Origin of the sequence: Erwinia sp. PPS120, from assembly GCF_047918655.1 — a bacterium.
Lineage (GTDB): Bacteria > Pseudomonadota > Gammaproteobacteria > Enterobacterales > Enterobacteriaceae > Erwinia > Erwinia tasmaniensis_A.
Genome location: NZ_JBLREF010000012.1, coordinates 12,259 through 34,830, shown reverse-complemented (window position 1 = coordinate 34,830; position 22,572 = coordinate 12,259). Strand labels below are relative to the sequence as shown.

At 58.7% G+C, this 22,572-nt stretch carries 33 protein-coding genes; all 33 read right to left on the bottom strand.

The window, feature by feature from the left end:
• Positions 1–16 precede the first annotated feature (16 nt).
• Entirely contained in the window at positions 17–2,161 is a 2,145-nt protein-coding gene (locus tag ACLRGG_RS07735; RefSeq protein ID WP_416249183.1) for a hypothetical protein, read from the bottom strand.
• Between the two features lie 111 nt (positions 2,162–2,272).
• Positions 2,273–2,827, bottom strand: a complete 555-nt coding sequence (locus ACLRGG_RS07730) for a phage tail assembly protein (RefSeq protein ID WP_416249182.1) — start codon at positions 2,825–2,827, stop codon at positions 2,273–2,275.
• A gap of 3 nt (positions 2,828–2,830) precedes the next feature.
• Entirely contained in the window at positions 2,831–3,199 is a 369-nt protein-coding gene (locus tag ACLRGG_RS07725) for a phage tail tube protein (RefSeq protein WP_416249181.1), read from the bottom strand.
• Between the two features lie 14 nt (positions 3,200–3,213).
• Positions 3,214–4,704: a phage tail sheath subtilisin-like domain-containing protein gene (locus ACLRGG_RS07720; RefSeq protein ID WP_416249180.1), complete on the bottom strand. Its 1,491-nt coding sequence runs from the start codon at positions 4,702–4,704 to the stop codon at positions 3,214–3,216.
• Entirely contained in the window at positions 4,704–4,940 is a 237-nt protein-coding gene (locus tag ACLRGG_RS07715) for a DUF2635 domain-containing protein (RefSeq protein WP_416249179.1), read from the bottom strand. The genes ACLRGG_RS07720 and ACLRGG_RS07715 overlap by 1 nt, the downstream gene beginning before the upstream one ends.
• 15 nt (positions 4,941–4,955) lie before the next feature.
• The gene (locus ACLRGG_RS07710; protein WP_416249178.1) at positions 4,956–5,501 is read right to left on the bottom strand and encodes an ATP-binding protein; all 546 of its coding nucleotides are present in this window, start codon (positions 5,499–5,501) and stop codon (positions 4,956–4,958) included.
• Complete coding sequence (locus tag ACLRGG_RS07705; protein ID WP_416249177.1) at positions 5,498–5,842, bottom strand: head-tail joining protein; 345 nt, start codon at positions 5,840–5,842, stop codon at positions 5,498–5,500. Before ACLRGG_RS07705 ends, ACLRGG_RS07710 begins: the two co-directional genes overlap by 4 nt.
• A gap of 6 nt (positions 5,843–5,848) precedes the next feature.
• Positions 5,849–6,250, bottom strand: coding sequence for a hypothetical protein (locus tag ACLRGG_RS07700; protein ID WP_416249176.1), 402 nt, complete (start codon positions 6,248–6,250; stop codon positions 5,849–5,851).
• Positions 6,251–6,253: 3 nt separating this feature from the next.
• Complete coding sequence (locus ACLRGG_RS07695; protein ID WP_187507405.1) at positions 6,254–7,300, bottom strand: major capsid protein; 1,047 nt, start codon at positions 7,298–7,300, stop codon at positions 6,254–6,256.
• 102 nt (positions 7,301–7,402) lie between these two features.
• Entirely contained in the window at positions 7,403–8,074 is a 672-nt protein-coding gene (locus ACLRGG_RS07690) for a head decoration protein (protein ID WP_416249175.1), read from the bottom strand.
• Positions 8,074–8,712 carry a hypothetical protein gene (locus ACLRGG_RS07685; RefSeq protein WP_416249174.1) on the bottom strand — a complete coding sequence of 213 codons (639 nt, stop codon included), beginning with the start codon at positions 8,710–8,712 and terminating at the stop codon, positions 8,074–8,076. The genes ACLRGG_RS07690 and ACLRGG_RS07685 overlap by 1 nt, the downstream gene beginning before the upstream one ends.
• Before the next feature lies 1 nt (position 8,713).
• Complete coding sequence (locus tag ACLRGG_RS07680) at positions 8,714–9,577, bottom strand: S49 family peptidase (protein ID WP_416249173.1); 864 nt, start codon at positions 9,575–9,577, stop codon at positions 8,714–8,716.
• Positions 9,577–11,214, bottom strand: a complete 1,638-nt coding sequence (locus tag ACLRGG_RS07675) for a phage portal protein (protein WP_416249172.1) — start codon at positions 11,212–11,214, stop codon at positions 9,577–9,579. Before ACLRGG_RS07675 ends, ACLRGG_RS07680 begins: the two co-directional genes overlap by 1 nt.
• Positions 11,214–11,471, bottom strand: coding sequence for a gpW family head-tail joining protein (gpW, locus tag ACLRGG_RS07670; protein ID WP_416249171.1), 258 nt, complete (start codon positions 11,469–11,471; stop codon positions 11,214–11,216). Before gpW ends, ACLRGG_RS07675 begins: the two co-directional genes overlap by 1 nt.
• Positions 11,472–11,481: 10 nt before the next feature.
• Entirely contained in the window at positions 11,482–13,476 is a 1,995-nt protein-coding gene (locus tag ACLRGG_RS07665; RefSeq protein ID WP_416249170.1) for a phage terminase large subunit family protein, read from the bottom strand.
• Positions 13,442–13,753, bottom strand: coding sequence for a hypothetical protein (locus ACLRGG_RS07660; RefSeq protein WP_416249169.1), 312 nt, complete (start codon positions 13,751–13,753; stop codon positions 13,442–13,444). The genes ACLRGG_RS07665 and ACLRGG_RS07660 overlap by 35 nt, the downstream gene beginning before the upstream one ends.
• 26 nt (positions 13,754–13,779) lie before the next feature.
• The gene (locus ACLRGG_RS07655) at positions 13,780–14,055 is read right to left on the bottom strand and encodes a hypothetical protein (RefSeq protein ID WP_416249168.1); all 276 of its coding nucleotides are present in this window, start codon (positions 14,053–14,055) and stop codon (positions 13,780–13,782) included.
• Between the two features lie 91 nt (positions 14,056–14,146).
• Positions 14,147–14,851 (bottom strand): hypothetical protein, encoded by a 705-nt coding sequence (locus tag ACLRGG_RS07650; protein WP_416249167.1) that lies wholly within the window; start codon positions 14,849–14,851, stop codon positions 14,147–14,149.
• Positions 14,852–14,892: 41 nt separating this feature from the next.
• Positions 14,893–15,108, bottom strand: coding sequence for a hypothetical protein (locus ACLRGG_RS07645; RefSeq protein ID WP_416249166.1), 216 nt, complete (start codon positions 15,106–15,108; stop codon positions 14,893–14,895).
• A gap of 96 nt (positions 15,109–15,204) precedes the next feature.
• Positions 15,205–15,417, bottom strand: a complete 213-nt coding sequence (locus ACLRGG_RS07640; RefSeq protein WP_416249165.1) for a hypothetical protein — start codon at positions 15,415–15,417, stop codon at positions 15,205–15,207.
• An 8-nt stretch (positions 15,418–15,425) separates the two neighbouring features.
• Positions 15,426–16,070 (bottom strand): hypothetical protein, encoded by a 645-nt coding sequence (locus ACLRGG_RS07635; RefSeq protein ID WP_416249164.1) that lies wholly within the window; start codon positions 16,068–16,070, stop codon positions 15,426–15,428.
• 73 nt (positions 16,071–16,143) lie between these two features.
• Complete coding sequence (locus tag ACLRGG_RS07630; RefSeq protein ID WP_416249163.1) at positions 16,144–16,518, bottom strand: hypothetical protein; 375 nt, start codon at positions 16,516–16,518, stop codon at positions 16,144–16,146.
• A 65-nt stretch (positions 16,519–16,583) separates the two neighbouring features.
• Positions 16,584–16,940 (bottom strand): hypothetical protein, encoded by a 357-nt coding sequence (locus ACLRGG_RS07625; RefSeq protein ID WP_416249162.1) that lies wholly within the window; start codon positions 16,938–16,940, stop codon positions 16,584–16,586.
• A gap of 115 nt (positions 16,941–17,055) precedes the next feature.
• Positions 17,056–17,457 carry a hypothetical protein gene (locus ACLRGG_RS07620; protein ID WP_416249161.1) on the bottom strand — a complete coding sequence of 134 codons (402 nt, stop codon included), beginning with the start codon at positions 17,455–17,457 and terminating at the stop codon, positions 17,056–17,058.
• A gap of 17 nt (positions 17,458–17,474) precedes the next feature.
• A complete protein-coding gene (locus ACLRGG_RS07615) occupies positions 17,475–18,062 on the bottom strand; it encodes a hypothetical protein (RefSeq protein ID WP_416249160.1) in 588 nt (195 codons plus the stop codon).
• 22 nt (positions 18,063–18,084) lie between these two features.
• Positions 18,085–18,642 (bottom strand): hypothetical protein, encoded by a 558-nt coding sequence (locus ACLRGG_RS07610; protein ID WP_416249159.1) that lies wholly within the window; start codon positions 18,640–18,642, stop codon positions 18,085–18,087.
• Positions 18,639–19,133, bottom strand: coding sequence for a lysozyme (locus ACLRGG_RS07605; RefSeq protein WP_416249158.1), 495 nt, complete (start codon positions 19,131–19,133; stop codon positions 18,639–18,641). The genes ACLRGG_RS07610 and ACLRGG_RS07605 overlap by 4 nt, the downstream gene beginning before the upstream one ends.
• Positions 19,134–19,135: 2 nt before the next feature.
• Complete coding sequence (locus ACLRGG_RS07600) at positions 19,136–19,363, bottom strand: phage holin (RefSeq protein WP_410175128.1); 228 nt, start codon at positions 19,361–19,363, stop codon at positions 19,136–19,138.
• Positions 19,364–19,508: 145 nt separating this feature from the next.
• Positions 19,509–20,615, bottom strand: a complete 1,107-nt coding sequence (locus tag ACLRGG_RS07595; RefSeq protein WP_416249157.1) for a DNA-methyltransferase — start codon at positions 20,613–20,615, stop codon at positions 19,509–19,511.
• Between the two features lie 175 nt (positions 20,616–20,790).
• Positions 20,791–21,123, bottom strand: a complete 333-nt coding sequence (locus ACLRGG_RS07590) for a ubiquitin family protein (protein WP_416249156.1) — start codon at positions 21,121–21,123, stop codon at positions 20,791–20,793.
• Positions 21,120–21,974, bottom strand: coding sequence for a hypothetical protein (locus tag ACLRGG_RS07585; protein ID WP_416249155.1), 855 nt, complete (start codon positions 21,972–21,974; stop codon positions 21,120–21,122). Before ACLRGG_RS07585 ends, ACLRGG_RS07590 begins: the two co-directional genes overlap by 4 nt.
• Before the next feature lie 27 nt (positions 21,975–22,001).
• Positions 22,002–22,217, bottom strand: coding sequence for a hypothetical protein (locus tag ACLRGG_RS07580; protein WP_416249154.1), 216 nt, complete (start codon positions 22,215–22,217; stop codon positions 22,002–22,004).
• 87 nt (positions 22,218–22,304) lie between these two features.
• Positions 22,305–22,526 carry a hypothetical protein gene (locus ACLRGG_RS07575; protein WP_416249153.1) on the bottom strand — a complete coding sequence of 74 codons (222 nt, stop codon included), beginning with the start codon at positions 22,524–22,526 and terminating at the stop codon, positions 22,305–22,307.
• Positions 22,527–22,572 lie beyond the last annotated feature (46 nt).

The window sequence follows — 22,572 nt, the reverse complement described above, 5'->3', positions numbered from 1 at the left end:
GTGGGGGTTAAGAAAATCAGCCAGGGAACGGCATCGCTGTTGTCACTTTGCCACCGGTCGCCGTCATGGTCTGACGCTGGCCGTTTGCCGGATTGATGAATGTCACCTCAAGTTTCATCCCGGTTTCTTTAAGCGCTTCTGAGACAGCACGCGCTACATCCTGCGCGCTTCCTGAGTTACGTTCCGGTGCTGGTGCGACAAGCGAAGGCGCAGCGGCTGGCGTAACGAGGGACGGCGCAGGAGGGGACGCCAGCGACGGGACAGGCGGGCTTGCTGAAGCTGTCAGGGCGCTGGCCGATGGTTGTGGCTGTTCTGCCGGTGGCTGCACGGCCTGTGACGGCGCAGGCGGCACTGCCGGTGATGAGCGGTCACTCGCCGACAGTTCAGGCTGTGCTGCCGGTGGCTGTACGGCCAGTAACGGCGCGGGCGGTACTGCCGGTGATGTGCGGTCATTCGCCGACGGTTCCGGCTGTATTGCCGGTGGCTGAACGGCCAGCAACGGCGCTGGCGCGGGGGCCTGCGGGCCTGCGCTATTTTTACCACTGATAATCTGTTCTATACGCGCGGCATCAAACGGGTTATTGCCTTCCTGATTAAACAGGGCCGACAGAACGCGAGAGCGCATCCCTGTATCCATCAGGTTCAGCGACTCGTCCGGGCGTACACCCAGCTGGCTGGCGGCCCGCTTAATCATGGCCTCGGGGTCATTGCCATCGCTGCGCGGCGAGGCTTTGTGAATGATTTCGTTCAGCGTGCTGAGCGGATGATCAACATTTTTTGATTTGCCGGTGGCATACAGCTGCAGCTGACGGTCGGCGGCCTGCACTCCCGCTTCCGGCGATTCAAAGCGTGCAAATCGCCCTGCCGGCACTGCGCCCGCCTGACCCACATAATTCAGATTCCACGGGTTATTATTGCGTACCGAGGCGGCGGTCGGGTCTACCTTGCCGCTGACCGGCGGGCTGTTTGCCACGCTGTTCGGCTGGCGGGTAATTGCCTGCGCGTCACCGGCAAGCAAGGATGCCTGGTCGCTTAATCCATACTGCACACGCAGTTTATTCCGCAGGCCGTCATTCATCTGGCCGGTGAGCAGGTTCAGCTGGTCGTCAGGTTGCAGCGTATCAAAATACTTTTTGTCGCTGCGCGCACGGCGCATCCAGTCGCCCTCATTGCCCCGCAGGTTCCCGAGCGCCTCATTCCACGCCACCGGGTCCGTGGGGGTCTGCATGACATGTGCCACGCCTTTCAGGCCATCGCCGACCGAACCATCGGACAGCAAGCTCCCGGCCAGCTTTTGCTTTACCCTGTTTTTAAGTCCGTCCCATGAAGAACCGACATCGGTTAAATTGCGGTTCAGCGTGACCAGATCCGCGTTAATTTTCGGGTCAACGGTCAGACCGACCTGATCCGATTTTGCCAGCAGCTCTTTCAGCCGTTCGCCTTCGCGCAGCAGCTGCAACCCGTTGGCATCCAGCCCCAGCGCATCCGCGACCGTCTTCTGATTCTGCGGCGACAGCTTCGGCATAACCTTTGTCAGCTGCTCCACTGTTTTCAGCACGTTGGCCGTGCCGTCATCGTTTCTGACGATCGGGGCGTTAATCTGGTTCATGATGGCAAGCGCAGCACTGTTACGGCCCTGCAGCGCATCGTTGAACGTCTTATAAAGCCCCTCAACACTTCCCTGTGCCGACTCGCTGTCGCTGCCGAGCAGGCGCATAGCCCCTGACAGCTGCGAGAAATCTTTAACGCTCATCCCGGCGTTTTCGGCGGCTATCTGGAGGCTGTAGGCATCATGGGCCGCATCAGCCATACCGCCACCGAGCGCGGCGATCCCTTTACCGGCAACATAAGCCGCGCCACCGGCAAGCCCGAACTTTCCGGCCATGCCGCCGATTTTCCCGGCATTGCCGAGGAAGTTACGCAGAGGCGGAACCATATCGCCGATGAACTGGACGTTATCCTTTGCAAACCGCCCCAGCGTCTTGAACGCGGCATTAACGTCGCTTAGTTCATCCTGCGTTTCCTGTCCGCCGAGTTTCAGCCCCTTTTCCGTTTCGGTCAGTTCCGGCTGTAACCCTTTTACCTGGTCGCCTATTTTTTTCAGCGCCCCGGACACCTGATCGTCGGCGCGCAGTTCAAAATCAAACGTCTGTCCGGCCATATCAGCTCGCCTCTAAACTTTTCTTAATCCGCATTCCCTGCTGTTCCCACTTCAGCAGCGCTTTCCACGTCATGCGGGCCGTATCAGACGGCCCCCATCGGAAGAAAAACGTTACATCGGCGGCGACGCGTTCCCACTCGTCCATGTCGGGAAGTACGTCAAAAAACCGAGCAGATAAGCCTGCCCCTCCCGGAACTGGCTGAGCGGCATTTTGCCCAGGGCAAAAAGGTTAACGCCAGACAGCTCCGCCATCAGGCCGAGCATGGCCGCGCGCTCGTTTTTACGCTCTTTTTCTTCGTAAAACTTCCCCACCTCCGCAAACGTCGGTTCACGCAGCGGCACGGCTTCCCACGCTTCGCGACCGTTCAGAGTGGTGACCGGCTTTTCCAGCTGGATCACATACTCCGGGGCCGGGTCGGCGTGAGGTTCCGGGACTGCGTTCAGAAACGCAACCAGATACGCCTGGCCGCGCCGCTGTACGCTGATTGGCAGCGCATCCACATCGGGCCGTTTAGCCCCGCTGATTCTGGCAATCAGTTCACCCATTGCGTTATGGGGCCTGGTCTTATCCGACAGGGTGTAAAAATCGTCGGCCTCATGCTGCAAGGGTTCGCGCAGCGGCATCGGCCCCGAGGGGCCGAACTGAGCATTAAAAATCTGATCCATCGGTTAGTTCTCCGACACGTCGTCGCTTTCAAACGTGACGCTGAATACCGCGTCTTCGCTTTCGACTTCCTGCGCATCGGTGGTCCACATCCCCGAACCGATAATAATTTTGCCGTTCGCCAGCGTGGCCGTGACCGTGACGTTGGTCATATCGTTAAAATCGGTCACGCTGGTCCCGCCGCTGTCGCGCACGTCCATAGAAATCAGCCCGGAAATCGGGGTTTCTTTATAGCCGTGTACGCGGTCCATACCGGTCAGCGTTTCACGCTTGACCTTTGACGGACGGTATTTGAATTTACCGGCGACCATGATGGTCAGGCCGTCGACCACTACGTTGGCCGTACCCGCAATGCGGTTACTGGTATCACCCATGATTTATCGCCTTATTAAGAAGCCGCTTTTAAACGGAACTGGTTGAGCAGCGCAAACACACGCAGCTGGTTGATGAGGGTTCCCGGCCACAGCACATCGACGCGGTTAACGTTGGTGCTGTTCTGTTCAACAATCAGGCCCGCCGCAAAGCTCTTCGAATCCTGAACAAAGCCGTTTTTCTCCAGCGCCTTGTACTGCGCAATCAGTTCGGCCTTGATGGTACTCGGTGTGACGATCGCAGAACCGGGCGCAAAGCGCGTGCCGTCGGCGGCCAGCTTCATGCGCGGGAATTTGCTGGTGATGGCCGAACGCAGATAGCGCGTGACGTACATCAGCAGGAACAGCGTTTCGATTTCGAGATAAGAATCATCGGCGTCGCCGTAGCTGTTCGTCTGGTACGTGGTGATCACGTTCTCAAGCGTTACCGTGTCATCGTCTGCAACGACGACGGTGGAAATGCCGCTGTAAAGCAGGTTGTTACGCTCCGGCAGGTCAAAGCGCGACGGCAGCGGCGGAGCCAGCACGCCGGAAACGGTCAGCGTCTGCAACGGACGGCCCGGGTCATTACGCAGGCTGACCGCCGCAGAACCGTAAACGGCGGCGGCCCATACCCACGGCGGGGTCGGTGAGTCATAGACGCCAATCAGGGACGCGTGCTGGTCGTTGCGGGCTTCACCTGCAGCAGTCAGTTCGCCATAGGTTCCACTGATAACGCCGAGTGCGTGGCCGTACAGCTGCGAGGCGTAGCTCCAGCGGCCAGTCGCATCGGACAGCCACAGCTTCACCGCGTTTAACGAGGTAGAATCGGTATACGGGTTGATGATGAAGTCCGCGCCCTTGTCGCCGTAGTTCGCCAGCGCGTCATCAAGCGCAGGCGTACCGCTGCCGCCTTTCATTGCGACGATGGTGACGACCAGACCGGTCGGCGTGGCTTCACCGGCAGCCGTTCCGCCGTAGTTCAGGCGAACATCAATCAGGTTGCCGTGTGCGCCTTTGTTTTTGGCCGTCAGCGTTACCACGCCGTCCACCGCAGCCGCCGTTACCGGCAGTCGGGTTGTGGCATTGATTTCGGCGGCAAGCGCAGTCGCAACGGTGGCAATCGCGTCGGTGTTCAGCGCCGCAATCTGCACGCGCTCACCGGCGATATAAACCGACAGGGTGCCGGATGCGGTGGCGGGGCTGGTGACGGTGATCGTGCCGGTGGCTGCGACCATGCTTTTACTGTCTGCCAGCGGCAGAATATAAATTTTTCCCGCCGTATCGTTTTTCAGATACGCGGCCATCATGGCATGCACCATCGAACCGTAACCACACTGGCCGCCCACCGTGGATACAGAAGAGGCGAGGAACGGCACGCCCGGCGTCTGCAGCGCAGTGTCCAGCTGCTGACCGATAATCAGCGTGATTTGGGTGGCAGTGGCCGAGTTGGCCATCGAATTATTCATTTCCGCGAAAAAGAGCGGCGTGCGCAGTTTGCTGGACACGTGATCAAATGCAATTGGCATCAGCTTGTCGCCTCAGTGTTTGCCGCAGTACCTGCGTCGCCGGTGGCGTTGCTGGTTTTAGCGGTGCTTTTAGCGGGGGTGGTAACTTCGGCAACGTCGGTGGCTTCCACCACATCGCCATCGCGCAGGCGGCGACGCCAGAACGCATCGAGCGTTACTTCGGCCCCGTCTGCGGGTAAAAGGGTGCGTTTAACCGGGTCGCGCACGGCGCGACCTTCTGCGGGTTTAAGTTTCATGGGGTTAGTTCTCGGTTATTGCGGAAGGTCGGCGTTAAAGCCCGGCTGCGTGGTGCCGTCCGGCTGCTGAATAGTGACGTCCACGCCCTGAAGCGGAACGCCCTCGACCGGGTAGAAGTCCTCCGGCCCCTGGTAATATTCCGCGTCGATTTCATAAGTCAGCTGGCCGATATGGCCGTCGCCGTCTGCGTCCACCTGAATGGCCGATCGGATGTGCCGGAACTGCTGGATCGCAAAAGTCAGGTCGTAGCTGTTAATGACTGCCCGTTCGACCTGTTCGCGCAGCGCTTCCAGTGCCGCCTCTGCCTGCATTGCGCCGTCGTTGATTTCGCCGTCGAACGCTTCGACGCGACCGGTGATGCGAATGGTTGCCACGCTGTTAAACTGCGGCGCATTGCGGCCCAATGACTGCTTTTCATCAAACGGCGTCTGAACCAGTAACGAGGGGTAATCCTCGCTGCGGGTTGACCAGTCGCGCGGGGAATAAACGCGATCGCCTGCGTCGGTTTTTGCCGCAATCAGCGCCTTTACGACCAGCTCGCGTATCTTTGCTGCGTTCATGCTTTCACCCTGTTTAAAACCAGCTTGCGACCGCCGTGGCTGTCTGGCTGAACGTCTGCCACCACAAACACGGTGTTTTCTTTCGGCACATACAGCCGGTCACCCTGCACCGGCAGCGCACGCCCTGCGGCGATAAACTCCCCGTCACGCACGCCTAAAACAGCGTGCGTGGTGTTAATGCCCGGGTCGTCAGCGTCGAGGGGTTCCACTTCCTGCGTGTAGGGCCGGTCAAAAATGCCGGAAATGTCGAAAGCCGCCCCGCGTGCGGGCCGGTAGTTGACGGGATCGCCAAATACCGCCTGCAGCGGGGACAGCAGTTCGCTATCCCAATCAACGCTCATAGGGGGTTACTCCTGCTTCAGGGACACGCCACTGGACACGCTGACTTTTACGCCCTGGCTGACCTGCGCGATTTCGTGCAGTTCGTCCAGGTAATCGACAAAGCCCATATCTTTCAGGCGTTCAGCTTCTTCACGCGGCAGCGTCACAACTTCTGTTGCGCCATGCGTTTCGCCCTCATGCCTGACCGTGCGTTTGGCGCGCACAACGACCTCAACCGTTTCGGCTAAGTCATTGCTGTCGGGGTCTTCGGAAGGAGTGAGCGCAGCAACAGCAGAATCCGCGCCGGATTCGCCGTTTGCGGCGATTTCCGGCGCTTGCTGTACCGTTGGCGCATTTGTTTCAGACGACGCCGCAGCGTCGCTCTGAGCGGCAATCTCTGCCGCTGGTTTCTGCGTTCTCGGTGCCATGCGTTACACCACCGTTGCGCACAGGGCGGCGTTAACACGGCTCGGGATAACGATTGGCGCTGACTGCATCATCAGGAAGCGCTGCGCGGGGTCATCCTGCAACCATGTTTTAGGCGCAAAGGCCATCGGACCATAGTTAAAGGCCGGGTCCATAATTGCGCCGAACGCGCGGGTGCCTTGCAGCTGCGGACCGGAAATGACGATCGAGCCGTCGGCCAGCATCGGCTGTTCCACGCCTTTTTCGTCAATGAACCAGTCGTTATAAAGCCACAGGTCCAGCTGACCCCAGCGGCCTTTATAGACCGCGCCCAGCGGAACCTCAGTACCCGGGTTAATCTGGTTGCCGTATGGACCCTGCGCCGGGAAGACGATCGCGCCTTTCAGCGAGGTGTCGAGCATAAAGGCTTCCCACGCGGAAGAGGTAAACACCACGTCGATCGCCACCGAGCCTGAATACTTCAGAATGGTTTTAACGAACTCGTTAATGTGCGAGGTCGGTTTGGTGTAAGACGCACCATCCGGCACGCTTTTCAGCCACTTATCGGAACCGGACAGCGCAACAGTCAGGTTGCTGTTACGGCCAAAATCGACGACGGTGGTTTCATAACCTTCACCTTCAATTTTCACCGTGCCGGTGCTCAGCGCACTGGCTCCCATCCATTCAAGGCGGCGGTTGAGCATGTCCACCTGATCGGCCATTTCGAACATCATGTTCAGCTGTTCGCGCTGCGCTGCGGTGTACTCACCGCCAATACGCTCACCAATCTGGCGGCGAATCGGTTTGCGCAGGTCCGGGACACGCTTGTCTTTGATGTACGCAGGCTTAAAGACGTTGGTCTGCATACGGCGCGATTCGACCAGTTTGCCCGCCACAAGCGGCGACACAAACGGGGCCATTCGGCGCTGGCCGACGTCCACATCAATGGCGACTTCTTCGGTGTCACTGGTCACGATGTTCGGGAAGAACTTATCCAGCAGCCAGTTCTGCGACGTCATCAGGTTTGGAACGATGCCGACCAGCGCGGTGGTGTTAAAAATGTTCTGGGTCATAAATTTCTCGCTACGCCCGCCAGCTGGCGGGCAAATTTTGGACGTGCGAATCCCTGCCCGGTTAAGGGCATAAATTCACGATTCAGGATTTAACGAGGGGTGTTAAACGCCGGGGCCGGTAATGCTGTCCTGAAGGAAAATTGATTTGTCGCGCAGCGCATCGGCGAGATCTTCCACCGTCCAGCTGTCATCGAACGTAATGCGGTTCTGGTTGAAGCCGCCCATCAGGTAAACACCTGCGCTTACTGCGCCTTCGGTGGTGTCCACATCATCGACCAGAATCGCGGTCGGGGTCTGCGTGCCATCGACTGCGGTGCGAACGCTCAGGGTGTACTCATTGGACGCAGCCGACACGGTGACGGTGAAGGAATCACCGGCGACGAATGCGGTCGCGCCCGCCGTGATGGTCAGGTTCAGCTGATTGCCGCTGAACGGTTCGCCCACGGTCACGGTGCCAGCGGCGTCGCCGGTCGGGTCCGTCAGCGTGAACTTATCAGCGGCGGTGGCTTTGAGCGTATACACGCCGGTTTCTGCCGCGCTGCCGACGCTCAGCTTGCCGATAGTGCCGTTGCCGGTGCCGGTGGCCGCACTGGCGATCGCACTTTTCAGCGAGGCACGTCCCAGCACGGTTCCGCGCTTGTAAACATGACCGGCACCGATAACCACGGTTTTGGTGACCAGCTGTAGGTTGCCCGCAATCAGCTGATCCGGGATGAAAGTATCCTGCCGTGCATACGGCTGCCATGCGTTCTGGCCGTACTCATTAACGGTCATTATTTAATGCCCTTATGCTTGTTGTAGAGGGAAACCGCAGCGTTAACGGTCGTGTCTTTGCCAGTGGCTGGCGGGGCGTCATGGCCGACGCTATGGCGTGGCACGTTCGCCATACGCTCGTCGAGTGACATACGCGCCCCTGATGGCTTGCCGCCGGGTTCTGGCTGGCCCATCGCCGCGATATTCAGCTGTGCAATGGCCGATTTGGCTGACAGGCTGGTATTGCAGGCCATATAGGCAGCGAGGTCAGGACGCGCCGCTGCAGCTTTACAGCTCAGGATGGCGTTAATGCGCTTTTTCTCCATGCGGCGACCTTTGGCGACGCTGGCACCGGCGGTGTCATCTTCGTCGTCTTCGGCCTTTTTGCCTTTGGCCTTTTTGGCTTTGCGGGCCTTGCGCTCTTCTTCTTCGTCGTCGGCGTCGTCATCCGCGTCCGCATCATCATCCGCGTCGGCGTCATCTTCGTCGTCATCGGCATCAGCGTCGTCATCGGCGTCCGCATCATCATCCGCGTCAGCGTCGTCGTCTTCCGCGCGGCGGGCTTTGGCTTTCTTCGCCTTTTCGTCTTCTTCATCTTCAGACGCACGGGCCTTTTTGCCGGTCAGAAGGTGAGCAAAGGGGTTAATAAATTTCGGCATACTATTCTCCGGTTAATTCGATTAGTTCAAGAAACGCCGCGTCAGGTGAAGCCACAGCGTCAGCCAGTCCCAGCTCAACACCGTCCGCCGCGATAAACGTGGCAGCCTGCGTGGCACGGATAGCTTTTTCCGACAGGCCGCGATTACGGGCGACGGTACTCACAAACAGCGCGCCCATCGTGTCAACGTCCTGCTGGATAGCGGAACGGGCCTGTTCGCTCAGTTTCTGATAGGGGTTTGACTCAGCTTTGCGATCGCCGAATCGGATGATCGAGACGGATAATCCGTCGTCTTTAATCTTCTGCGTCCAGTCAACGTGCATCACGATGACGCCAATTGACCCGACGCCACCGGTGCGGGGTACAACAATCCGGTCGGCAGCGCTGGCAATGGCGTAGGCCGCTGAATAGGCCGACTCATTCAGCACGGACCAGATAGGTTTAGTGCCGCGCGCCCGGTAGATAAAATCCGCCAGGTCAAAACAGCCCGCCACCTCGCCACCCGGCGAGTCGATGTTAAGCAGAATGGCTTTTACGCTGTCGTCATTGAGCGCGGCCATAAATGCCTGGCGGATGCCGTCATATCCGGTCATGCCACTGTAGGGCCGCAGGCGGCCCGACTTCTGCACCAGTGTTCCCTCAATGCTGATAACGGCCACCGGCCCGGCTTTGTCGTAGCCCGGGTCCCGGTCGCGTGCCTTGCGGCTGAAACTCTCGCGATCGTCGTCGTCCCACATCATCGCGGGTGAACTGATGCGCGTAATGCCAAACCGCTCGGAAATCGCAGCCATCACGACTTCGGCTTTCAGCGGGTGAAGCGCCAGCGGCGTGTTAAACAGCCGTTGCGCCAGTAGCGGCAGGTTCACTATTTTTCCTCCGGGTCTTGAATTGTTTTGCTGGCCTCGTCGCCTTTCAGGTACTCCGGCAGCTCAAGGCCGCGCGACTCAAAGCGTTTCTGCTCGATGGCGCGCTGGTCGATAACCTCTTCCCAATCCTCGCCCTCACTGTCGCCGACCTCTTTCTCAAGCGTGGACATACCCGCATCCAGACCGAGGATCGCGCCTTTTTTCTCTGCCACAGGGTCCACCCATCCGCGACCCGGCCCCATCCATTTGGCATGGCTGTAGGCGGTCCGCGCTTCGACAAATTCCGGTGCGCCAGCTGGCAGCGGCACGCCGCCGAGGGAATGAACTTCTTCAACAAAACAGGAGGCGATCGGTGCAGCCGTGCCGGTGGCAAAATCATGACGCCGACGGCTCAGCGTCTTCCAGGCTTCCAGCATGGCGGCGCGGGCAGAAGAGTAGTTAACGTCAGACCAGTCCTGTGTGACCTGCTGCGTGGACAGGCCGGTCGCGGCGGTCACATTGCGCAGAACGGCAGACTCAAACGCCGCAAAGTTGCTGTTCGGGCGCGCTGCGTTGACCGTGTTGATTTTCTCGCCCGGGAACATGATCGGAAGTCCGACGCCGTTCTGCAGCGTCAGGCGGCGGTCTTCGTGGAAGCCGATACGCTCTTCCTGATACACGCCGAGGCCGTCACCGCCGGTTAACCCTTCTTCCACCATTGCGGGGTCGTAGGGGGATTCAATAAACGCACCGAATACCGCGTTCAGGATCGCCGCTTCGACCTCGCTTTCGTCGTACTTAATCAGCATTTTCAGGCGCTGAATAATCGGGGTGAAAATGCCGCTGCCGCGATGCTGACCCGCACGGTCGCTGTCAAAGTCATGAATGACAATCGGGCGACCCCACGGCGTTTCGCGCGGGATACGCTCCCACGTCATCGTTTTTTCACCGCTCCACCAGTCGCCCTGATGCGCCTTGCGGAAGTGATACGCGACCGGCGAACCGTAGCTATCCAGCTCCACGCCGCCGCGAATGTGCGCCATGTCGTAAACCTGCTGCGGGTTACTCAGCCGGTCGGGGTCAATAAGCTGGACGGCGGTAGCGAACTGCGCACGGCCATAGCCCAGACGGCTGGTGTCGTAATGCATCAGCGTCACGTTGTCGCCGTCTATCAGCTTATGGCGCAGCCCGATACGCAGCAGCTGCGAAACAGTGTGCTTGCGCTCGTAGTCGCACCAGCGCCCGACGTCGTTCGCCCACATTCGCCACATCGCATTCATGTAGCGCGCATATTCGTCGGCCCACTCCGCATCAAAACCTTTGATGCCGGTCAGCGTCTGGAGGTAGCGATAGTCCGGCTTGAAAATAGGCCGGTAAATTGCCCCGACCGCATTGTCCAGGATGCGCGTAACGGCACCGGCAGCCCATCCGTCATTGCGGACCAGATCGCGGGCCCGCGACACAATACGGTCGCGGTAAATATTGATTTCGTTATCGGGTGACCACAGCGTCGGCTGCCAGCCGCCCAGCTGGTCGCTGAACGAATCGGCGGCATCGTAGGGAACGCGCCCGGAACCGCCCAGCGCTTTATATTCTGGCCGGGACGGCGGCAGCGGTTGCCCGTTAGCGCCGAGAATACGGACGTCGTTCTTTTTCATCAGTAACGGAACCTCACCATCCGGCGGCGGCTGCCCTGTCCGAGCGCACGCTGCAGCTGCATAATAAATTGCGTCAGCTGTTCCACGCTGGTCGGCTGGTAGGCCACCGAGCGCGTGCCGTCGCCCTGCGTATAACTGAACGAAACGCCTTTCTTGCCCATCGACAGTTCGGCGTATGCCTGCTGCGCGCTGGTCAGCATCGACTGCAAGGTGGCGCGGGGCATCCCGGCAAGGATGCCGCTGTTAAGTGGTTGCATGGATTAGCCCTTATGTCGGTAATCGACGAGATCGCCGCTGACGCGGCGCGGTGTTTTGTGGCGACTCAGGAATGATGACGCCTGGGCGCTGGAAGTCCGGCTTTCTCTCTTCAACGACAACCGGCGGTGCGATCAGCTTGTCCGGGTTGTCTTCGATAGAATCAGCCAGCCTGTTCAGTTTCAGGCCCTGATGCGTCAGGCCCATCAGTGCGGCGTAGTTATATACGCAGCAGTCCAGCGCCTCGTTCGCGCGACCGGCGCGCAGCTCCCACACGCGAAAGCTGAACCCGCCAGATGTTTTCTTAACGGACCTTTCGGCCATCAGCTGGCTGAAGTAGTTCAGGTCGCGATCGTGCGGAAAGTGCATGTAACCCGGCTGACGTTCACCCGGCGCGGGTGCGTCCAGGTGCAGACGGTTACGGATCACGTCTTTGGCCGCGTTGACGCCGATAATGACGGGCCGGTATGTCGCCTTGCTGCGGGACGTCGGCTTTTTGGTCGGCCAGACCGGCGAACGTGCGCCGCTGCGTGCGGATTCTCCCTTAATCGCCCATATACGCCGCCCTATGCGCGCTTTGGCGAACTGGTAAACGGATTCGGTGTGGTGGCCGCCCGAGTCGATACAGGCCGCCATAATGCTGAATCCCCGACCGTCAGCCCTGCGCCAGACCTGCTGGAGATAAGCGTCGAGGCGTTCCCACGGTTCCGGGGTGTCTAAGTCGCCCTCGATCACGTCGTAAGCGATTGACCAGCGTTCCTCACTCCGACCCCATCCGGCGATCTCCACCTCAAGGCGGCCATCCTGCGTATCTATTCCGGCGGTCAGTAACGCTACGCCGTCAGGTACTTCGGCGCTGTAAACCTCGCAGCGCTCAAGTAACGATTTTTCATTCAGCGACTTGTCGCCAAAATCCTCATACGGCAGGCCGAGCGTGGTGTTAATGAACGTCTGACGCATCACCGGGTCATCTTTGACGATCAGCCACTCTTCAACCAGCTTATGCCAGGCGGCATTAGGGAAGAGGCTGTACGCGGTCCAGACGTGGAACCCGGCATGGCCCTTAAATGGCTTCGTAGCGCGCCATTCTCCGGTAGCGACCATCAGCGGCAGGTCGCTATGCTTAATCACACAGCCATGATGACGGCAGGCGTAATAGACCGTTTCCGGCAGACTCTGCCCGTCTTCGTCGCGTTCCCATTTCATGCCGTAGTGCGAATTGCGATCGCCCCACTCCAGAACCTGAAATTCGCCGCAGTGCGGACACGGCACAAAGTAGTAACGCTGGTCGCTGTCGTTGAATGACTTCTCGACGCGGCTGATGCCCTTAACGGTCGGCGTTGACCCGATGCCGATTTTGCGGTTCCAGAACGTTTCCGAACGCTTTTTACCGAGCGCTATCTGATCGCCTTCGTTACCGGCACCGGATGCGGGGTAGCCGTCCACCTCGTCAAACAGAATGATGCGGCAGGTAATACGGCGGAAGCCGCCCGGGCTGTTGGCACCGACCAGCGTCAGGTTTGCGCCGTTGGTAAACGAGCGCTTTAAAATCGTCTGGTTGGTGTCTTTGGCTTTGGCACCGCCGACTAAGCAGGACAGTACCGGCGTGTCGCGCAGCATCGGCGCGATTTCGGTTTTGCTGTAGTCCTCGGCGTCAGTCTCACGCGGCTGGATAGCCAGAATGGGCGACGGGTCATGCGCGATGTAATACCCGATAACGTGATCGAGAATTTTTGTATAACCGACACGCGCCGACTTCATCACGGTAATTGTCTCGACCGTGGGGTCGGTGAAGGCATCCATGATGCCGTCCTGATACGCGAACGAGCGGAACCGGCCTGACTGCGATGACGTCTCTTTCGACATCATCGCGTATTTGTTCGCCCACTCACTCAGGCGCAGCGGTTCAGGTGGTGCAAGCGCACGCCTAATAGCTGTCAGGCGGCTTTTGAAATTCTGCCAGGCTGACGGCTTAGCCGTTTCCGGGGTCTGGTGGCTTGCTTCCATCGGCGCTTAATTCCTCCATTGCTTCATAAATCACGCTTTGCAGTGCGGCCACGAATTCCGTGTCGGTACTGGTCAGGGCAAGCAAACGAAGGCGCGGGCCATGTTCAGGCGCAAGGGCGACGAGGCGCGTTCTTATGCGCGCATATTCATCGGCCACCGCTTGCAGCATGTCTTCAAAGGGAAGCAGCTGCCCGGCTTTCTGTTCAAAATCCAGCTGGGTCAGCTTTGCGTGAAAGTTGGCTTTGACGGTGCGCGCTTCATCGAACGTCAGCGACACGCCAAACTCTTTAGTGATGCGTTCAACTAACTGGCTGGCGGCGTCGTCTCCGTCGTCGCCGTCACCACTTCCAGATCGCCCGGGCCTGTTACCCGAATCTGAATCGTCAGCGTTACCACGGTCGCGGATAATTTCTTTTTTTTTTCGGGTTGGGTAACAGTTTTACGGTGCATTTCAATGTTGGCGTTTGACGCCTCGACATTCACCTCGTCACCCTCCAGAACCAGCCAGCCGCGCGACTTCCACATCGTGACCGTCTTGCGGCTCACGCCGTGGAGTTTTGCAAATTCAGCCTGATTCATCTGGTTGTTACCTGTTACCTGTTACCCGAATTTTCAAAAAGTTTTAGCTAGTGAAAGAACGCGGCGCGCAATGCCCGTGATCTAAAAAGGCTCAGGAGGGACCCAAAACCCACGCCCCTTCCTCACTTCTGACCCTGCGCATGGTTCTCAGCCATTCGGCTTCAGTCAACAGGACCGGCATACAATCGGCGAGCCGGTCATCGTTCAGCGGAACGGCGGTAATACTGACCTGAATCCGCTGTTTGATTCGGGTGGCAATTTCTTCCGCCAGTGGTGCGCCGGATAACAGCGCGCCGGAACTGAATACCGCTTTAGCCTCGCTGATGACCTGCTGCGCAATCCCATCGATTTCGTCTTCCGTCGGCATCACGACTTCGGGTATGTATGCCATCTGCATCTGTGTCTCCTGTTGCTGTGTGTCCGTGGTCACACGCTGGCGGGCTTCTGTAAACACGTAGATGTGCGCATCGGGAAACGTTGACTGTCGGGCCGACAACAAATGAATAAACTCGCCTTCACCGGGCAGCTCACGATGAACGGCATCAGCACACAAGGTTTCATTGGCTATGACATAAACCTCAAACGCGCGGCCACGAATCCAGCGCGCGCCCGGTTGAGTGGCCGCAAAAACGCATTTATCCGACAGTGCCAGCGCTTTACGGATCATATGTGCGGTGTACATATCAGGCACAATCAGCGCCGCGTGTTTGCCGCGCTGACGCAGCGCATCGAAGAAGTTCGCAGCCTGTAGCGTCAGGCTGTCAGCCTGGACGGGAATTCGGGTTACACGTTTCATTGTTTTCTCACTGGCCGGTCACGCTCATCGTGCGACCGTGGTCACACGCTGTAACGGGGAATAATGTCGAAATGCTCGCTGACGATTTCATCCAGCGCGGTCGCCGCTGCGGCTGCCACTTCAACAAGCAGCGGGGCGCGTGCAGAACGCAGCGCATCAACGGTCATCATCCTGTCCACGCTGCCGAGCGGGTTTCCGTTCTCATCGGTCGCGGTCAGGTGAATAAAGACCGCTGCGGGGCGTTGCTTGTCTGTCATGGCTTGTCCGTATGGAAAGCCCGCGCGTGAATCGCCACACGGCAGCGAGCCGGGACGGTCAGAGGCGGAGGCATGTTTAAGAACGTGCGACCGTGGTCACACGCGATAACAGCGCGGGCTGTCTATTCGAAGCCCGTCATCGAGATAAATAACGTGGACCGGGATTTCATGGCTGACCGTTCCGCCTGCACGCCGGATGGCGGCAGCGCAGTCGTTCAGCGCCCGGTTTCGTGTAAGTCGTGAAGCGGCACGACCCTCCCGCAGGTCAGCGGGTGTAAACTCTTCATGCGGTGGTAAAATGACGTGCATGTGATCACCTATCGCGCGCTCGCTATCGCGGCGGCCATTGCGCGGCTTAATTCTGTCTGCATCAGGTTCGCGGCCATCGCCTGCGCCCTGTCCATGTAGCCGAGGACCGGCTTCACCGGCAGCGCGTCACCGAACCGGATCAGCAGTTTCGGGGCTGGGTTTTTCTGACGCGGCTGACGCGTGCCGTTATGCGAACGCTTGCGGCGCTTCGCGTTCTTTTTGCCCTTCGTGGCCTTTTTCCGCTGCCAGACGCCGTTAACGCCGTCAATCTCACCCACGAACACATCCGGCTTTGCCTTCAGCTGCGCCATCTTGTTGCGCGTCAGGTTGCCGTATTTGTTCAGCTTGATGTTCTTCGGATTTAAAAGCGCCTGGCTGTTCAGCTTGTGATCGCCGCCAAACTCGAACGGCTCCAGATAGCTGGCCGCGATGTCGCGAACAAAAACCTTTGCCACCAGATTGTCGCGGCGCGCACCGGCTGACCCGACAGCGTTCACGGTGAACGGCGTCGGATTCTCCAGCTTGCGGGACAGCGCGGTCTTTTCAGCGGCCTGAATCTTGCGGGCCGTACTGGTCAGCGCCTGCGCCGTGGCAAAAGGGATCTGCTTTTGCAGCTTTTGCAGATGGTCGGAAAGCTCCCGGATATTCGCCATAACCCCTCCTGTGTGACCACGGACACACGCGATAAGGCACACTAAAAAGCGCCCCGCAGGACGCTTTATGGTGTTACTTGATGTGCTCGATACAAATGCCGTTTTCGTTGAGAACTTCCGCCTCGTCACCGGCGTAAAGGAACTGGTAATTCGTGCCGCTGACTTCCGGTGCTTCACGTCCCGCAATGTCAGTGATCAGGACGGCGATTGGCTGACCTTTTGCGTCCGGGCGCGGAATGTTAAGGACCATTTCTTCGCTAAGCTGGCCGCCGTGCTCGTCAAGCGTTTCCGGGAAAATCTGAACCGCATCGAGCGCAATCCACTGCTCGGTGGTCATACCCATGACGCTTTGATAGACCTCGCTGCCTACAGGCCCAATCGTGACCTCTGGCGACTGGCTGATAAAGATGGAACCGGCGGTTTTCAGTTTAATGGTTAGCAGTGGCATAGGTTTTTGACTCAGTGAAAACGACAATAAAAAGCCCGCCATCGGCGGGCCCGTTCAGCGGCTTATCAGGCCAGTTTTTTCGCGAACGCGACCGACTCGTCCCAGACGTGTTCGACCTCTACTTTCGCGTAGGTCAGCACATCCTTAAGCGAGGCCAGTACAGCGGCCACGCGGGCCTCCACGGCAGCGGACAGCGCAGCCGCATCATCAGCGGTTTCATCTGCGGGAACCACGCCGGACGCGGCAGCGACAGGCGCGACGGCCACAGGAACGGCAGCAGCAGAAGCAATAGCAGCGGCAGAAGCGGATGCGGCAGCATCAGCAATAGCGCCAGAATCCACAGCGCCGGTGGCAGTATTTGCCGCAGCTGCGGGGGAAGCGTCAGCCGCGCCAGCGGTTTCAGCCAGGGTAATTTCAGACACATTTGTCTCCTTAGTGCGGGTAAAAATGGCTTTCAGCCATGCGATGAAGTTCTTCACGTTTGCCCCTCGGTAATGGCATTAGCGAGCCAGCCGGGTGACTGGCTCGGTGATGGCTTTACCAGCTGCTGTCGCTGCCTGAACTGCTGCTGCCGCTGTCATAGCTGCCGCTGTCATGGCTGCTGTGATGTGAACCGCTGTAGTCGTGGCTGCTTTGACCGTGGTGGCCGTGCGACGTGCTCCCGGCAATGTTGTCGCCGCTGCCGTGATGGACCTGCGTAACGTGATGACGCGGCCCGCTGTCTGACAGGTCCCGCGCCATCTGCTGCGCAATCAGCTGCATCGCAAAACCCTGTGCCACGCTGTCGCTGGTTTCATGCGGCGGTGGCGCTGTACCGTCGGCGTAATAACTCAGTTGCTTTCTTGCACCGGCAAGCCCGCCCGTCTGCACTTTGTCGCGCAGCTGCGCGCGGCGTTCGGCGGCTTTTTTCTGCTTACGCTCACGTAACCATCTGAACATCGCGATACCTCTGCGCCTTAACGGCGTCCGAAACTGCGGCTGGCGTGGAACGCGGAACGCGCGCCACTGCTGAAGCTGCTGCGGCTGATGGTGCTGCTGCGGCTGCTGGTAAAACTGCTGGTTCTGGTGGCCGTGCTGGTGCTGGCCGTCGGCGTTCGTGAAAACCATGACCGTTTAACCGGCTGCGTGGGTGCGGGCGTGGCCGCTGGTGCGCTGGTGGTGTGGTAATGGTTGTTCACAACCTGCGAACTGGTGGTATGCCCGCCGCCGTAACCGCCGCCACCTCCACCGCCGCCACTACCGGCCATCATGTGACCCAACATCATGCCGGTCAGCAAATCGCCGCTGCTGTCATGCTCACGCACAACCGTCGGCGACTGCACATAAACCGGCGCGGGCGCGGGGGCCTGAACAACCGGCGCAGCGACCTGCGCGACCTGCTGGCAGGCCGGAACGGTACAGACCTGTTGCAGCTGCGCCACGGTCTGCGACAGCTGCGAAATCTGCTGTTGTTGCGCCTGAATCACGTCTTCTTTCTGGTCGCAGCCGGACAGGGCAAAAGCGCCCAGCACGGCCAGCGCGACAAGGATCGAACTCTTTTTCACGTTTTGATTTCCGTCGGTATGGTCAGGGGGATGGCGTGGCGACGCTGCCGGTCCGCTGCGCGTCTTCTGCGCGGATTTTTTCCAGCTGGTCGTTTGCCTTATCGATAGCGGTCAGCAGTGGATCAATCCACATAACCGCCTGGCAGTACGTCAGGGTGCTGGCGGCAGCGGTGCCAGTACCGGCGCGGTCAGCGTCGGCGACAGTGCCGGACATTGCGCGGGAACGTAGACGGTGCGTGTAGCCGAGCAGCCCGTCAGCAACAGCAGCAGGGACAGGCAGATCGCACGTCGGCACGTTCTCTTTTTTAAGGATGGTGCGGTATTCAATGACCTTCTCCTCGCTATCGCTGGCTATTTGTGTGCCGTACTGCTGCGACGCGGCGGCCAGCTGGTTAAACTTCTGGAATGTCAGCGACTGCGTGGCGATGGTCTGCGTCTGCAGCGTGTTGTCGCTGGTCAGCTGGCTGACCTTGCCTTGCTCAGTGATGGCGCTGGCGTGATAGTGAAGCGCCAGCCAGCCCAGCGCGCCGACAATCAGCAGCAGAACGCCAGCCAGCGCGGCTAAAATGCCTGTTTTCATTTCACCCCCCACATGCACACGTCGCGCTCAATCTCGCGCCGGTTCATCAGCCCTTTCCACTGTTTACCCCCGGCATAAGTCCAGCGACGCAGCTGGTCACACGCACCCGCCGTATCGCCTGCGTTCAGGTGACGCAGCAGGGAAGACTTTTTGACGTTGGCAGGGCCGACGTTGTAGGCAAACGAGTAGAGCGCCGCGCGGGTTGTGTCGGGAATGGGCTGTAGAATAAAGGGGTCAATCTGCGCTGCGATGTTGTTCAGGTCTTTATCGAGCAGGAACCGGCATTCCTGTTCGGTGTAGATTTTACCGGGCTTAATGTCGCTGCCTGTGTGGCCGTAGCAGACGGTCAGGACGCCAATAACATCGCGGTACGGTTTCGGGGCTGACCCTTCCAGCCCGTCGCCGCCGGTCAGCATGGCGGAGGCTATCGCCACCGCGCCAGCGCCCAGCGTGGCAATCACGCGCAGTTTCATCCGGGCGGGAATTGCCATGACTAGTCTTCCTTCGGCAGACGGTAGCCGCGCTTGATGGCCCACACTTTGATCACGACGTTGGTGATATAGGTCAGACCCGCAAATGCGAGGCTTCCCAGCACGCCGACGACTGCCCACTGATCCGGCGTCATCGCCGTCGTCAGCTTGTAAAACCAGTAACCGGAACTGCCGTAGGCGGTCCCGTATGCGGTAGCGTTGGCTACCGTGGTGACTTTATCCATGCTCATAATCTCCTCCCCACGATAGCCGTGCGGCGGTTACGTGCGACCGTGGTCACACAGAAAGAAATGGCGTCCGGCGCTTATCTCCGGCTGTCGCTCTCGCGCAGGCCAGCTCTACAGCACGCCATAATGGGGAAGTGTGTGACCGTGGTCACACACTGGTTAACGGGGTCAGGTCACTGACCGGCTCAGTCAGCCCGGTCGGGTACAGCTCGCGATGTACGGCTTCAACTTCGCCCACTGTCTGCCGGAATCTCTCGGGGTCACGTTCCACGCCGGTCACGCGGCGACCCAGCCTGATGGCGGCTTTGAGAAACGAACCGGAACCCATGAAGAAGTCGGCCAGCACGTCACCCGGGCGGCTGCTGGCGTTAATGATGTCGATCATCATTGCGGCAGGCTTTTCGCACGGGTGCTTGCCGGGATAGCCCTGAACGACCGGGTAGGTCCAGACGTCGAGGAACGGCACGGCTTTAGTAACGGTGAAGACGCGGCGGGCGGCTTCGCCCTCACTGCGGCGCTGGTTCAGCTCGTCAGAAAGCTGCGCGTAACGCGCCTGTAACGCGTCATACGGCATCGGCAGGCCCGGGTGGTCGTAACCCTCAGCCTTACGCGCAAACAGCGCCTGTAACTGCGCGTACTGCGCAGGCTTTGGCAGTTGCCACTGCGACCCGCTGAACCAGTGCGAACACATCTGCGTGCCGGTGGCGGCGTGAATTTCCCGGGCGCTGACGTTCAGGGCGGCACGGGCGTCTGCGAAGTAGCTGATGAGCGGGCCGAACACGTCCCGGCGCAGCTCTTCCATTTTCGCGCCATAACCAATTCCGCCTGGCGCGGTGCTGCGCTCGCCATAGTGGTCAGCAAAAATGATGCGTTCCGTTGACGGGAAGAACTGGCGGAACGCTTCCTTGCGGTTGCGTCCCCATGTCCCTGTCGGCTTCGACCAGATGATATGGTTCAGTACGTTCAGATGACGGCGCACCATGATTTCGGTATCGGCGGCCAGCCGGTGGCCGCAGAACATATACAGGCTGCCTGTCGGCTTCAGGACGCGGCGAAACTCGCAGACCATCGCCTCCAGCCAGGCAAGATAGTCGGCATCGCTGGACCACTGCCGATCCCACTCGTTTTCCTTTACGCGAAAATAAGGCGGGTCGGTACAAATCAGGTCAATGCTGGCGTCGGGTATCGTTTTTATGTATTGCAGAGAATCCGCACAGGCTAAACGCGCTGCGCCGATTTGAACGGTGTCAGTCATATGCGGGGGTCGTAATGGCCCGGAACGCGGAGGCGTAAAAGCCATTGCGGCAGGCAAATTTCAGGCGAAAAAAAACCGCCTTTCGGCGGCTTTCTGTGTACGGGTGTTGCTATCCCAACTTAGAAATAGAGTACCGGAAACATTGATTTTTTGTCAAGTACACTTTCCAAAGGTTTTATTTTGTACCGTAGCACGGTGCTACGGCCAGCATAGCTGCCCAGCAAAGTTGTGCTTCATACGACGCCTGCTGGCACCCACTCATTTGGCTATATTTCTCCCATACGACTGGATCACTTAAACATTCATCAGGTTGAGACTCGAAGCCACTAATGACCATTTCCTCTGTGGGTTCTACTGGCACTAATTTCCACCCATCAGGCGCGTTACGCAGGGATAACAGCTCTTTCGCCATGACAATGACTGCCTCTACCGGCACCTGTTTTGCGAAATCGACATTCGTGGCAGCAGACTCAAGATAGAGGTTGCTGGGATATTGTTTGTCGGTCATTTCGCCTCCTCAATGAGCCGAAGTGTGGCCGCACGAACAATTGACCATATTTTCTGCATGTCGGAGTCGCAGATGTGAACATTAACCGCTTCGTCCATCGAACAAACCACCTCCATCGGAGCATTAACCGGCACCAGTTTCGCCAAGCTGACGGCGGGCGCGGGGCGGGTGAATAGCGGAATAATGTCGCGAGCATTACGTTCAATCTCTGGGTTGTCGTCAAACTTAGCTACGATTACGGCGCTGACACCCATTGAAAGGTCTTTTAAAGCGTAAGGTGCTGTGTAACCTAGCGGCTTCTGATTTTCCAGCTCTGCCAGCTTCGCAAGTATCAGTTCAGACTCTTCATGTGCGGCGATAGCGGCCTCTTTCCACTTGTCACGATCTGACTCTGCGGATTCGGATCGGAGGCTAGTAGCTCTGTTGTCAGCAATCATGGCGCACTCTTCCACAATGTCCTCAGCGCTATCCGGGAACTCATGCGCGCAAGCACGAATCAGCGTCCCTACGGAGGCGGCACCCTCAGCCCGCAAATTATTACGCTCTGCATCAAGCTCTGGCACGATGCGAATCACCCGATCAACTAACCGCTGTACCCAACGATTGATTGAGAAATTGAACTCTTCTTTCGACTCAGGAAGCGCTACACCCATTACCGCTAAGGCCGCTTCAATGTCCTTTGGAATGAATACGCTATCCCACTCCAGCTGCTTCACCCTAGCCGCCAGTGCGTCGCGGTCTTCCTTAAGGGCGGCGTAGTCTTTGTAATAAACGAGATTCCCGTTTTCATCTTCTTTGTACTGCGATTTTGCGAACTGCATATCCAGGCTTAAACGCATTACTTCGCTCATTTTACTACCCCTTAGATAAATCAGGTTTCAGTGATAGCACGCGGCTAAGTCGGCCATTTTCCGCTGTGAGTCGCACAGCTGCAGCTGTAGCTCGCGGACTGACCGCGCCAGCATGCGGCCTTCCGGTGTCTCGTCATTTTTGGCTTTTTTGTGAAGCAGGTATAGGCGTTCTGCGATTTCGCCGAGACCATCACGCGCGCTTGCCAGCTCCGCGAACGCCTCAATGTCACTGATAGTTTTCATATGTTCCCCTGTCGGTTTTCGCTGCCGGATGGCGTTCCGGCGGTTCGGTGACTGCGGGCGGCAGAGCTGCCGCCCGCGCGCCTCCTGTTACATGTGTTTGCGGGCCGTGGCGGCCTCACGTCTGATGATTCTGTCCAGCTGGCTGGACAGGCCAGCCTTGCGGATTTCCAGCCTGACACGTTCGCGCAGCGCGGCTTTAGTGGCGCTGAACTGGAATCGCTGACCGAAAAAATTCACGATCACCGCTTTTGCCTGCACCTGCACCCGGACGATGCCGCCGCAGTAAGGAAACTCAATTAACTGGTCCATCTTATCTCCTGTCGTTTTTAAGGATTGCAGCGGGTGGCGTCCCGTT